Here is a 12,391-nt window from a genome sequence, read left to right as displayed (position 1 = left end):
GACGTCAGCGCGCGTCGAGCGCCGCGCGCATCGCGCCGATGGGGGCCGGCCGGCCGGTCATGAGCTCCACCTGCACGGTGGCCTGCCAGAACAGCACCTCCAGCCCGCTGATCACCGCGCCGCCGGCGGCGGAGACGCGCTCGGCCAGCGGCGTGGGCCAGGGTGCGTAGAGGACGTCGAGCACCGTCTGCCCTCCGCGCCACTCCAACGCGGCGACGGCAGGCTGACCGTCGACCGGAACGGTGCTGACGACGACCGGGGCCTCGACGCGCACCCCGGCCAGGGGGAGCACCCGCGTGGGCACGCCCAGGGTGTCGAGGACCCGCACCACCTCACCGGCGCGGGCGGGCTCGCGCACGACGACGTCGACCCGGTCGGCCCCCAGCGAGGCCAACGCCACCGCCGCGGCAGCCGCGGTCCCCCCGGCGCCGAGGATCGCGGCGTGCCCCACCTGGTCGACCCCGCCCACCTGCAGGGCGGTGCCCACGCCGGTGACGTCGGTGTTCTCGGCCCGCCAGCCGGCCCCGGTGCGGACCAGGGTGTTCGCCGCGCCCAGCAGCCGCGGGAGCGGCTCCACCTCGTCGGCGACCTCGACCGCGGCCTGCTTGCACGGCATGGTCACCGAGAAGCCGCGCCACTCCTCGCCCAGCCCGGCCAGCAGGTCGGGCAGGTCCCCGGCACCCACGTCGAGCGCGTCGTAGGACCAGTCGGCCAGCCCGAGCGCCGCGTAGGCGGCGCGGTGCAGCAGCGGCGAGAGCGAATGGCCGACCGGCCGCCCGAGGACCGCTGCCCGCTGCGGCCGCTCAGCCACCGCACCCGAGACCGGCGTCGGCACACCGCTGGCGGGCCTGCTGGAACTCGGCGTAGTCGCTGGTGAAGAAGTGCGACCCGTCCTCCGACTCGAGCACGTAGTACAGGAGGTCGCCGCTGCTCGGGGCCAGCGCCGCCTCCAGGCTGGCCTCCCCCGGCGAGCTGATGGGGGTGGGCGGCAGCCCCTGGCGCGTGCGCGTGTTGTACGGGCTGTCGGTCTGGAGATCGGTGACGGTGAGCTCGTTGCCGCTCTTGTCCAGCCCGTAGGCCAGCGTCGCGTCGATGCCGAGCGCGATGCCGGCGTCGAGCCGGTTGTAGATCACCTGGGCGACGTCGGGCCGCTCCTCGTCCAGCCGGGTCTCCGACTGCACCATGGAGGCGACCGTCACGATCTCGCCCGGGGTCCGCCCGAGGGCGGCGGCCCGCTCCTCCAGCCGCAGCCGGGCGGCCGTCTGGTTGAAGGTCTCGACCATGCGCTGCAGCATCTGCTGCGGCGTGGTGCCGGGCTCGAAGTCGTAGGTGGCCGGGAAGAGGTAGCCCTCCAGCTGCCCACCCGCATACGCGGGCAGCGGCAACGCCGCCGGATCGGCCGCCGCCTCCAGCTCCGCGAGCGGTGTGCCGGTCTGCTCCGCGAGCCGGGCGAAGATCTGGTCGACCGTGAACCCCTCGGGCACCGTCACGCGGGAGATCTGCCGGGAGGCCGGGTCCAGCAGCAGCTCCAGTGCGGCCTCGCCGCTCATCTGCTCCCGGAGGGTGTACACACCGGGCTGGATCGAGGTGGCCGCCGGGTTCTCCTGGGCGGCGCTCACGAACGGCCCGGTGGAGGCGATGACGTCGGCGTCGGCCAGGGTGCGGGCGATGTCGGTGAGCGTGTCCCCCTGCTGCACCCGCACGTCCACGCTGCCGCTGCCCGTGCCGGTGTAGTCGCGCGCGGCCGGGTCGAGCATGGAGAACAGCTGCTGGCCGCCGACGACGATGCCGGCGACGATGCCGCCGAGCACCAGGACGACCAGCGCGATCGCCAGCGGGCGGCGGCGCCGGCGCCGCCGGTCCCGGTCGCTGCGCGAGTCGTAGGGCGCGATCGGGATCTCGTCGTCGTGCAGCAGGGCGCCGTCGTCGAGGTGGTCCCCGTCGACCGCGGTGGCCCCGTGGGCGGCGTCGTCGTCCTGCCAGCCCGTCCGGTCGTCGTCGACGTTCGCGCCGATCACGTCCAGCCCGCCGGTCGGGTCGTCCGCCGAGGCGGGGCCGGGTGCGGCCGGCGTCTCGTCCGGGGTGTCGTCGGGTCCGGTGGACAGCCGGGGCGCGGCGACGGTGGCGTCGTCGCCCACGGCGTCCTCGCGCGGCCGCAGCCGACCCCACGCACCGGTCGGCAGCGGCGGCAGCGGGGCGGACGGGTGCTGGGCGCCGTAGCCGTGCCCGTCCCCGTCCCCGTGCCGGGAGGTCATCGGGAACCCCGGCGACGCCCAGCCGGACGCGCCCAGCGGCCCGGTCTGGTCGCCGGCGTGCCGCGGGTACGCGGTGCGGCCCGGCGGGAAGCCGCCGACAGGGGAACCGGAGCCGGTCGGGAACGGGAACGGCATGCCACCGGTCCCGTCGTCGAACGCGTGCCTCCCCCGCGGCGGCCGTCCGCCGGGCGCCGTCACGAGGGCGCCTTCCGGCTGTCCAGGTACTGCTGCAGGATCACCACGGCCGCGGCCTGGTCGATCACCGCCCGCTGGCGACGGCTGTCGATGCCGCCCTCCCGGAGGTGGCTGGCTGCGGTCACGGTCGAGAGCCTCTCGTCGATCAGGTTCACCGGCACGTCCGGGATGCGGTCGGCCAGTTCCTGTGCGTAATCGGCAGCATCCTGCGCGGAGACACCGGCCGCGCCCGACAGGTGCACCGGCTCTCCCACGACCACCTCTGTCACCTCGTGTTCCACCACCAGCGCGGCGAGCCGGTCGAGGTCTGCCTTGTCCTTGGCCCGGCGGAGGGTCTCCAGCGGGCTGGCGAGCGTGCCCGTGGCGTCCGACAGCGCCAGGCCCACCCGGACGGTCCCGACGTCGACGCCGAGGACCCGGCCGCGGGCGCGCGGCGCGCCGGGGCGGCGCGGCGGGATCTTGAGGTGCTGCGGCCAGCCACCGGACAGGTCGATCTCCGTGGTCTCGTGCTTGACCGGCGGGAACCCCTGGCTCAGGTCGATCTCGGTGGTCGGGTGGTGCGTCGGCTGCTCCCCCGTGGCCGGGCGCGGACGCGCCGGCGGGACGGCGGGCAGCTCCCGCCGCCGGCCGCCGACCGGCCCGGTGTCCTCGGGGCTGTGCTCGGATCCGGACACGATGCTCTACCTCCCAGTGACGGCCGCGACCGCCTGCTCGCCGGCCTGCAACGCCGCGGGGATACCCGCAGGATCGGTTCCGCCTCCCTGGGCGACGTCGGACTTGCCGCCACCGCGGCCCCCGACGGGGGCCGAGGCCGCCTTCAGGACGTCGTTGGCCGACAGCCCCTGCGAGACCGCGGCCGGGTTGAGTGCGGCCACCAGAGCTACCTTGCCACCGGACTCCGATGCCAGCAGCACGACGGCCGGCCGGTCGGACCCCAGCCGCCCGCGGACGTCGAGGGCCAGCGTGCGCAGATCGCCGCCGCCGAGGCCGGCCGGGGACCCGGTGACGACGGCGACGCCTCCGACGTCGCGGGCCGAGGCGGCCAGCTCGCCGGCGGCGGCGAGGGTCTGCTGCGCCCGCAGGTCGGCCAGCTCGCGGTCCAGGTCGCGCAGCCGGGCGACCATGCCGCTGACCCGCTCCACCAGGCCGTCCTGCGGCGCCTTGAGGATGTCCGCCAGCTGGCGCACCAGGTCGCGCTCGCGCGCGAGGTACCGGAACCCCTCGAGCCCGACGACGGCCTCGACCCGGCGGGAGCCCGAGCCCACCGACGACTCACCGGTCAGGGCGAGGGTGCCGATCTGCGCGCTCCCCCGCACGTGTGTGCCGCCGCAGAGCTCGCGCGACCACGGGCCGCCGATCTCCACGACGCGCACCTGCTCGCCGTAGGTCTCGCCGAACAGCGCCAGGGCGCCGAACGCCTGCGCCTCCGGCAGCGTCATCCACGAGGCGGTGACCGTGTGGTCGGCCCGGACGGCGGCGTTGGCGACGTCCTCGATGTCGGTGCGCTGCTGCTGGGTCAGCGCGCCCTGCCAGGCGAAGTCCAGCCGCAGGTAGCCCGGCCGGTTGTAGGAGCCGGACTGCAGGGCCTGCGGGCCGAGCACCTGCCGCAGCGCCGCGTGCACCACGTGCGTGCCCGAGTGGGCCTGGCAGGCGGACAGGCGCCACTCCCGGTCCACCTCGGCGGTGAGCTCCGCACCACGGGAGAGCTCGCCCTCGAGCACCCGCACCTGGTGGGCGACCAGACCCTTCACCGGGCGCTGGACGTCGATGACCTCGGCCCGGCCGCCGTCCCAGGTGAGGAGTCCGGCGTCGGCCACCTGGCCGCCGGACTCCGCGTAGAACGGCGTCCGGTCCAGCACCACCCGGGTGATCTCCCCGGGGCCGGCCGGCCGCTCGCCCTCGTCGTCGCCCTCGGCCACGATGCCCAGCACCCGCGAGTCGGTGCGCAGCGTCTCGTAGGCCCGCCAGTCGGTGGGCCCGTGCTCGGCCAGCAGCCGGCGGTAGGCCAGGACGTCGACCGAGCCGGTGCGCTTGGCCCGGGCGTCGGCGCGGGCGCGGTCGCGCTGCTCCTTCATCAGGGCCCGGAAGCCCTCCTCGTCGACGGTCACGCCCTGCTCGGCGGCCATCTCCAGGGTGACGTCGATCGGGAAGCCGTAGGTGTCGTGCAGCGAGAACGCCTGCTCGCCGGAGAGGGTCGGGGCGCCGGCCTGCTTGGCCTGCTTGACCGCGGTGTCGAACAGCGCCGTCCCCGACGTGAGGGTGCGGCGGAACGCCTCCTCCTCGGCGTAGGCCACCGACGAGATGCGGGCGAAGTCGGTGTCCAGCTCGGGGTAGCTGGCCTGCATGGCGTCCTTCGACACCGGGAGCAGCTCCGGCAGCGTCGACTCGTCGACGCCCAGCAGCTTCATGGAGCGCACGGCGCGGCGCAGCAGCCGGCGCAGGATGTAGCCGCGCCCCTCGTTGCCCGGGGTCACGCCGTCGCCGATCAGCATCAGCCCGCTGCGCACGTGGTCGGCCACCACCCGCAGCCGGACGTCGGCGTCGACGTCCTTGCCGTAGGTGACCCCGGCGAGGTCGGCGGCCCGGCGCAGCACCGGGGCGACCTCGTCGATCTCGTACATGTTGTCGACGCCCTGCAGCAGGTACGCGACCCGTTCCAGGCCCATCCCGGTGTCGATGTTCTTCTTCGGCAGCTCGCCGACGACCGTGAACTCCTCCTTGCCGCGGACGTCGGTGAGCTCGTACTGCATGAAGACGAGGTTCCAGATCTCCAGGAACCGGTCACCGGCGGTGTCCACCAGCGGGCCGCCGTCGGGACCGAACTGCGGACCGCGGTCGAAGTAGATCTCCGAGCACGGGCCCCCGGGGCCGGCCGCCCCGGTGTGCCAGTAGTTGTCCTTCTTCCCCAGCCGCTGGATCCGCTCGACCGGGAGGCCGGCGATGCGGCGCCAGGCGTCGGCAGCCTCGTCGTCGTCGAGGTAGACGGTCACCCAGATCCGGTCGGGGTCGAAGCCCAGCCCGCCGTCCTCCAGCCGCCCGGTGATCAGCTCCCAGGCGTGCTGGATCGCCCCCTCCTTGAAGTAGTCGCCGAAGGAGAAGTTGCCGTTCATCTGGAAGAACGTGCCGTGGCGGGTGGTCTTGCCCACCTCCTCGATGTCGAGGGTGCGCACGCACTTCTGCACGCTGGTGGCCCGCGGGAACGGCGCGGGTTCGCGGCCGGTCAGGTACGGGATGAACGGCACCATGCCGGCGACGGTGAACAGCAGCGACGGGTCGGGGGACACCAGCGAGGCGCTGGGCACGACGGTGTGCCCGCGCTGGGCGAAGTGCTCCAGGAAGCGGCGGCGGATCTCGGCGGTCTGCATCGTCTACTCAGTTCTGCGGGGCCCGCCACGGGTGCGGCGGGCCGGGGGGTCAGAGGTCGGCGGCGTGCGATCCGCGGCGCAGGGCCGCGGCGTCACCTGCGTCGGGCAGGGGCGCGTCCAGGCCGGTGCCGGCACGCAGCTCCAGCTCCCGCTCGCTCATCGCCTCGCGGACGTCGGCGCCGAAGTCGCCGATCGCGTCGGCGAGGTCGCGCAGCCCCTCGGCGATGGAGGCCCCGATCCCCGCCGGTGTCATCTTCTCCGCCGCGGCGGAGAGCTTGCGGACGACGAGCGCCCCGATGGTGATCCCCATGGCGAGCCAGAACAGCCGGCGCATCAGGCGGCCCGCCGGGCGGCCCGGCGCGCGCGGCGCGCCTCCTTGTCGCGACGGGCGGCGTCGGCGATGGCCTGGCCCTCCCGCTTCTTCTTCGCGGCGCTGCGCACGCCGTAGCTGAACGCGGCGACCTTGATCAGCGGGCTGCCCAGGGTGGCGGCGACGACGCTGGTGAGCGCGGCGACGTTGCTGGAGACGTTGGCGGCGTTGCCGGTGATGTCGTCGACCCGCTCCAGGTTGCTGTTCACGTGCGCGACCGTGGTGCTGGCCTGGCCGAGGATCGGCGCGCTCTGCTCGCGGACCTGGCGGATGGTCAGGGTGGTCTCGTCGAGCGTCCGGCCGAGCTTGAGCAGCGGGACGGCCACCAGGACCACCAGCAGCACCAGGGCCCCGGCTGCGATCAGCCCGGCGATCTCTCCTACGGACACGCGTGCTCCTGTTCTGAGGGGAATCGGCGCCGGGAAGCGACGTTCCGGCCACGCCACACTAGTCGCGGGCCCGCCCCGCCGTCCGTCCCCCGCCGGAGCGTCAGCGGGTTCGGCGGAGGATCGCCCGCAGCTTGCCCAGCCGTTCCGCCAGCCGCGCCTCCACGCCGCGGTTGGTCGGGCGGTAGTAGTCCCTGCCCACGAGCGCGTCGGGCGGGTACTGCTGCGGCACGATCCCGTCGGGGTGGTCGTGCGGGTACTGGTAGGTCTTCCCGTGGCCGAGCTTCTTGGCCCCCGCGTAGTGCGCGTCGCGCAGCCCCAGCGGCACCGGGCCGGCCAGGCCCGCGCGGACGTCGGCCACCGACTCGCCCATGGCCACTGTGACCGCGTTGGACTTCGGGGCGGTCGCCAGGTGCACGACGGCCTGGGCCAGCGGGAAGTGCCCCTCGGGCATGCCGATGAACTGCACCGCCTGCATCGCCGCCACCGCGAGCTGCAGGGCCGTCGGGTCGGCCATGCCGATGTCCTCGCTGGCGCTGATCACCAGCCTGCGGGCGATGAAGCGCGGATCCTCCCCGGCCTCCACCATGCGGGCCAGGTAGTGCAGCGCGGCGTCCACGTCGCTGCCGCGGATCGACTTGATCAACGCGCTGGCGACGTCGTAGTGCATGTCGCCCTGCCGGTCGTAGCGCACCGCCGCCTGCGCCACCGCCGTCTCCAGGGTGGCGAGGTCGATCTCCGTCGCGCCGACGGCCCGCGCCGCCCCGGCGCCGGACTCCAGCGCGGTGAGTGCCTTGCGCCCGTCGCCGCCGGCGATCCGGACGAGGTGCTCCTGCGCCTCGTCGGCGAGCGTGACCTCCCCGTTCAGCCCGCGCTCGCTGGTGAGCGCGCGGCGCAGCAGCGCGCGGACGTCGTCGTCGGTGAGCGGCTGCAGCGCCAGGACGAGGCTGCGGCTCAGCAGCGGGCTGACCACGGAGAAGAACGGGTTCTCGGTGGTGGCGGCGATGAGGCTGACGATCCGGTCCTCGACCGCGGACAGCAGGCTGTCCTGCTGGGTCTTGGAGAACCGGTGCACCTCGTCGATGAACAGCACGGTGCGCCGGCCGGCGTAGGTGAGCTCGCGCTTCGCGCTGGAGATGACCGCCCGCACCTCCTTCACCCCCGAGTCGAGGGCCGACAGCTGCACGAACTGGCGCTTGGTGGCCAGCGAGATCACGTGGGCCAGGGTCGTCTTGCCGGTACCGGGCGGGCCGTAGAGCACCAGCGACATCGGCTCGTCGGACTCGACCAGCCGGCGCAGCGGGGCGCGGTCACCCAGGAGGTGCTTCTGCCCGACCACCTCGTCGAGCGCGCGCGGGCGCATCCGCACCGCCAGCGGCGCCCCCGGGTCGACGACCGGCGCGCCGTCCTCCTCGGGAGCGGGGTCGAACAGCGAACTCACGGGTGAGGACGCTACCCGCGGGGCACGACGCTTCCCATGCAGCAGCGACGCATCGGGGACGCGACGGTCAGCGCGATCGGGCTGGGGGCGATGCCCCTGTCCACCAAGCAGGACCGGCCCTCCCGCGAGGAGGCGGTCGGCGTCGTGCGAGCCGCCCTGGACGCCGGCGTGACCCTGATCGACACCGCCGACGCCTACGCCCGCGACGAGGCCGAGTTCGGGCACAACGAGGAGCTGGTCGCCGAGGCGCTGCGCTCCATCGGCGGCGGCGACGTCCTGGTGGCGACCAAGGGCGGGCACACCCGCCGCGGCACCGACTGGGAGCTCGACGGGTCGCCGGCCTACCTGCGGCGGGCGTGCGAGGCATCGCTGCGCCGGCTCGGGGTCGACGCCATCGGGCTGTACCAGTTCCACCGGCCCGATCCCGCGACCCCGTGGGAGGAGTCGATGGGGGCGCTGCGGCAGCTCGCCGACGACGGGCTGGTGCGGATGGTCGGCATCTCCAACGCCGACGTGGGGCAGATCGACGTCGCCCGGTCGATCGTGGGCGACGCGCTGGTCAGCGTGCAGAACCAGTTCTCGCCGGGCTACCGCTCCTCGCACGGCGAGCTCGAGCACTGCGCGGCGCACGGGCTGGCGTTCCTCCCGTGGAGCCCGTTCGGCGGGGTGAGCGCCGCGGGCTCCCTCGGCTCGTCGGCACCGGCGTTCGCGGAGGTGGCCCGGGAGCTCGGGGTGTCGGTCTACCAGGTGACGCTGGCCTGGCACCTGGCGCAGAGCGAGGCCGTCGTCCCCATCCCGGGCGCGTCCCGGGCGGCGACGATCGTGGATTCCGCGGCCGCCGCCGACCTGGCCCTCTCCCCTGACCAGCTGGCCCGCCTGAACGCCGCCTGACGGGCCGGCCGGCGGTATCCCGACCGCCGAGTGCGCAGTTGCTGCCGCCGACCACGCGCCGACACTCCGGCGGCGGCCACCAGGACTACGCACTTGGCGCCGTCCACAGGCTGGGCGCCGTCCACGGATGGCGCCGCGACGATCGCGACGGGCGCACCACGCCCGACGCTCCGCCGGTGGACCGGACCGAGCTCCCCCCGGCCTACACCCGGGGCCAGGCGCTGGCCGCCGGGCTGACCCGCGCGCAGCTCCGGGACGACGGCGTGCGGGTGACTCGCGGCGCCTACGTCTCCCGGGCCGTACCGCTGTCGCTCCGAACGGCCTGCGCGGCGGCCCTACCGGTGCTGCCACCCGACGTGACGTTCTCCCACCGGACCGCTGCCGGCCTGCTCGGCGCACCCGTGCCGCACGAGTGGCCCCTGTCTGTCAGCGTGCCGCCCGGGTCGACACGACCCAGACGGGAGCGCATCCGCACGCACGTACGCCGACTCGAAGCCGCCGACGTGGTGCGGCACCGCGGCATCCCGGTGACCAGCGGCGCCCAGACCTGGCTCGACCTCGTCGCGGCGCTGCCTCCCGGCTCGAGCGGGCCGGTGGCACGCGGGGCATCGTCCTCGCCCGGGAGCTGGCGCCGCTGCTCTCGCCGTTCGCCGCCTCCCGCCCGGAGAGCCTTGTCCGGTATGCGCTGGTCAGCGCCGGACTCCCCCACCCCCGCGTGCAGGTCCCCATCCTCGACCGGGCGGGCCGCGTGGTGGCGCACGCCGACCTCATGTGGGAGCGCTGAAGGGTGGCGCTGGAGTACGAAGGCCGGCAGCACGCCGAACGCGAGCAGTTCGGCCGCGACATCGACCGGTACTCGCTCATGGCAGCCGGCGGGTGGCTGGTCCTCCGGTTCGCCGGCCGCCACCTGGGCCGCCTGGACACCGTCGTCCACCGTGCAGCCGGCGCACTGCGAAGCCGTGGCGCCCAGTGGTGAGCCCGAGGCGTCAGCCGGGCCGGGCGGAGAGCTCCTGCGGCTGATCGGCCCGCGAGCCCGCCGGCGGTCGCAGCCGCGGGAGGACGACGGCCACCGCCGCCGCTCCCGCGATGGCGGCCAGCCACGGCACCAGGTCCCGGTTCGCCGGCAGCGACGCGAGGCCGAACACATGCCAGGCCGCGTCGAGCGCGTCGGGCAGCGTGGCCGGCAACCCGGCGCCGGGCCGCAGCAGCTGCTCGAGGTAGCTCACCGCGGTCAGGGCCGGGGCGACGAACCACGCGAGGAGCACCACGGCCGGCCACCAGGCGAGCCGGGCGACCGGCCGGGCACCCACCACCACCAGGGCCGTTCCGAGCAGCGCGGCACCCAGCCACGACCCGAGGCGCCCCAGGGCGCCCGCACCGCCGACACCGACGAGGGCGAGCACGACCTGCGCCACCCACCAGGAGGCGGCACCGGCGAGCACCGCCAGCCCCGGCGCGGCACCGGCGGCACCGAGGGCGGCCGGCGCGCCGAGCGCCCAGCCCGCCGCCGAGACCAGCACGACGACCACGCTCAGGCCTCCGACGACCGCCGGGTCCGTCTCGAACGTGTCCGGCGCGTTCGTCCGGAGCGTCGACGCCGTGCTCACCAGGGCGAGACCGACGGCCAGCGCCATCCCCGCCGCAGTGGCCGGCACCCCGGCCGCACGGCGCTCCGCGGCCCGGGCGAGCAGCCCCGCGGCCACGCCCCCGACCAGGGCCCCCAGCACGAGGGCACCGATCATCGAGGGCAGCAGCGGGAGCGCGGTCCGGGCCCCGACCGGCACCATCCGCAGGCCGTCGAGCAACCAGAACAGGTAGCCGCCGACCCACCAGACGGCGGCCGCGAGCGGGACCAGCGCCCACCAGGGCAACCGCCGCCTGGCCCGGTTCGCGGGGACGACCTGGGCCACGGGCACCTCCTGGTTGCGGAACGCCCCAGGACCCTAGCGCCCGAGGACCGCCTTCAGCGCCGACAGCACGAGCGCCACCTTCGCGGGGGCCGCGTTCGGGCCCATCAGGCCGATCCGCCAGACCGTCGAGGCGTACGCGCCCACTCCCCCGCCGATCTCCAGGTCGAAGCGCTCCAGCAGCTCGCGGCGGACGGCGGCCGAGTCCACGCCGTCGGGAACCTTCACCGTGGTCAGCTCCGGCAGCCGGTGCCCCTCCGCCGCGAACAGCTCCAGGCCCAGCCCGGCCAGCCCCTCGTGCAGCAGCCGCCCGGCCTCCGCGTGCCGGGCGTGGACGGCGTCCAGCCCCTCGTCGAGGATGCGCCCGAGCCCCGCGTGCAGCGACACGACCATCCCGGTCGGCGCGGTGTGGTGGTACGTGCGGCCACCGGACCCGGCCGCCTCGCCCGCGTACCCGCCGAGCATGCCCAGGTCGAGGTACCAGCTCTGCGGCTTCTCGATCCGCCGCTCCCACGCGCGGTCGTTGATCGTGAACGGCGCGAGCCCCGGCGCGACGCCCAGGCACTTCTGCGACCCGGAGTAGGCGAGGTCCACCCCCCACTCGTCGAGCTGCACCGGGATGCCGCCGAGCGAGGTGACGCAGTCGGCCAGCAGCAGCGCGTCACCCTTGCCGGCAGCCAGCGGCTGGAGGTCGGAGCGCACCCCCGTGGAGGTCTCGGCGTGCACGGCGGCGATGAGCTTCGGCGACGGGTGGGCGGCCAGCACGCGCTCGGCGTCGACCGGCTGCCCCCACTCGTGCTCCACCGCGATCACCTCGGCGCCGCAGCGGGCGGCGACGTCGGTCATCCGCTGCCCGAACAGGCCGTTCACCGCGACGACGACGACGTCTCCGGGCCCCACGGTGTTGACGAACGCCGCCTCCATGCCCGCCGACCCGGTGGCCGACAGCGGCAGCGTGCGCCGGTTCGCCGTGCCGAACACCTGGCGCAGCCGGTCGGATGTCTCGTCCAGGATCCGCAGGAACTCCGGGTCGAGGTGGCCGAGCAGCGGCTGCGCCAGCGCGACCTGCGCCTCCGGGTAGGGGTTCGACGGGCCGGGTCCGAGCAGGGTGCGGGCACGCAACGGCATACGGGGCAACCTACCCAGGGTCGGGCCCGGCCACCGGGTCCGGGCCGGCGGGCCGGAGGGTCAGACGGGGCGGTGGCGCGGCGCGACCGGGGGCAGGTCGTGGTCGCGGCCGTGGATCCGGAGCACCGTCCAGCCCTGCGGGTCGAGTCCCGCCGGCGTCTCGATGACGGTGACGTAGGCGGCGAGGTCGGCGCTCACCACCCCGGCCCCGCCCTCGCGCACCGCCACGGACACGGTGAGGCAGCCGCCCTCGACCTCGACGTCGACCGGCACGCCCGGAACGCTGCTGCTCCCCCAGGTGGTGATCGCCAGACCGGCGCCACCGTCGACCCAGACGGCCGGGGCAGCGGTCCGGTCGGGGAACCCGCGCCCGGGACTCGGCGGCGAACCGGCCAGCGGCCGGCGCGCCCCATCCGGTCGCCCCTCGTCCACCACGACCGGAACCACCACCGG

12 protein-coding genes are annotated in these 12,391 nt (G+C 75.2%); 2 read left to right on the top strand and 10 right to left on the bottom strand.

Annotated features, from left to right (window positions below):
- Positions 1–4: 4 nt before the first annotated feature.
- From ACI8AP_RS07160 to ACI8AP_RS07130, 7 genes are all read right to left on the bottom strand, one after another.
- On the bottom strand, positions 5–811 hold the full coding sequence (locus tag ACI8AP_RS07160; RefSeq protein WP_456588651.1) for a shikimate dehydrogenase: 807 nt from the start codon (positions 809–811) through the stop codon (positions 5–7).
- A complete protein-coding gene (gene mltG, locus ACI8AP_RS07155) occupies positions 804–2,390 on the bottom strand; it encodes an endolytic transglycosylase MltG (protein ID WP_456588650.1) in 1,587 nt (528 codons plus the stop codon). Before mltG ends, ACI8AP_RS07160 begins: the two co-directional genes overlap by 8 nt.
- Positions 2,391–2,449: 59 nt before the next feature.
- Entirely contained in the window at positions 2,450–3,124 is a 675-nt protein-coding gene (gene ruvX, locus ACI8AP_RS07150; protein WP_456588649.1) for a Holliday junction resolvase RuvX, read from the bottom strand.
- Positions 3,125–3,130: 6 nt separating this feature from the next.
- On the bottom strand, positions 3,131–5,815 hold the full coding sequence (gene alaS, locus ACI8AP_RS07145) for an alanine--tRNA ligase (RefSeq protein ID WP_456588648.1): 2,685 nt from the start codon (positions 5,813–5,815) through the stop codon (positions 3,131–3,133).
- A 49-nt stretch (positions 5,816–5,864) separates the two neighbouring features.
- Positions 5,865–6,149, bottom strand: a complete 285-nt coding sequence (locus tag ACI8AP_RS07140; RefSeq protein ID WP_456588647.1) for a hypothetical protein — start codon at positions 6,147–6,149, stop codon at positions 5,865–5,867.
- The gene (locus tag ACI8AP_RS07135; protein WP_456588646.1) at positions 6,149–6,574 is read right to left on the bottom strand and encodes a DUF948 domain-containing protein; all 426 of its coding nucleotides are present in this window, start codon (positions 6,572–6,574) and stop codon (positions 6,149–6,151) included. The genes ACI8AP_RS07140 and ACI8AP_RS07135 overlap by 1 nt, the downstream gene beginning before the upstream one ends.
- Positions 6,575–6,674: 100 nt before the next feature.
- A complete protein-coding gene (locus ACI8AP_RS07130; protein WP_456588645.1) occupies positions 6,675–8,012 on the bottom strand; it encodes a replication-associated recombination protein A in 1,338 nt (445 codons plus the stop codon).
- Between the two features lie 36 nt (positions 8,013–8,048).
- Between ACI8AP_RS07130 and ACI8AP_RS07125 the strand changes: the two genes are divergently transcribed.
- Positions 8,049–8,903 (top strand): aldo/keto reductase, encoded by an 855-nt coding sequence (locus ACI8AP_RS07125; protein WP_456588644.1) that lies wholly within the window; start codon positions 8,049–8,051, stop codon positions 8,901–8,903.
- Positions 8,904–9,690: 787 nt separating this feature from the next.
- Positions 9,691–9,879, top strand: coding sequence for a DUF559 domain-containing protein (locus ACI8AP_RS07120; protein WP_456588643.1), 189 nt, complete (start codon positions 9,691–9,693; stop codon positions 9,877–9,879).
- A gap of 10 nt (positions 9,880–9,889) precedes the next feature.
- Here the strand turns inward: ACI8AP_RS07120 and ACI8AP_RS07115 are convergent, their stop codons facing one another.
- Genes ACI8AP_RS07115 through ACI8AP_RS07105 form a run of 3 tightly spaced genes read right to left on the bottom strand, consistent with a single transcriptional unit; the run spans position 9,890 to position 12,388 of the window.
- A complete protein-coding gene (locus tag ACI8AP_RS07115) occupies positions 9,890–10,813 on the bottom strand; it encodes a hypothetical protein (RefSeq protein WP_456588642.1) in 924 nt (307 codons plus the stop codon).
- 33 nt (positions 10,814–10,846) lie between these two features.
- Positions 10,847–11,938, bottom strand: a complete 1,092-nt coding sequence (locus ACI8AP_RS07110) for a pyridoxal-phosphate-dependent aminotransferase family protein (RefSeq protein ID WP_456588641.1) — start codon at positions 11,936–11,938, stop codon at positions 10,847–10,849.
- Between the two features lie 60 nt (positions 11,939–11,998).
- The gene (locus ACI8AP_RS07105) at positions 11,999–12,388 is read right to left on the bottom strand and encodes a hypothetical protein (protein WP_456588640.1); all 390 of its coding nucleotides are present in this window, start codon (positions 12,386–12,388) and stop codon (positions 11,999–12,001) included.
- Positions 12,389–12,391: the final 3 nt, after the last annotated feature.

The sequence above is a fragment of the Blastococcus sp. SYSU DS1021 genome (assembly GCF_054050995.1).
This window is presented reverse-complemented; position numbering and strand designations above follow the sequence as displayed.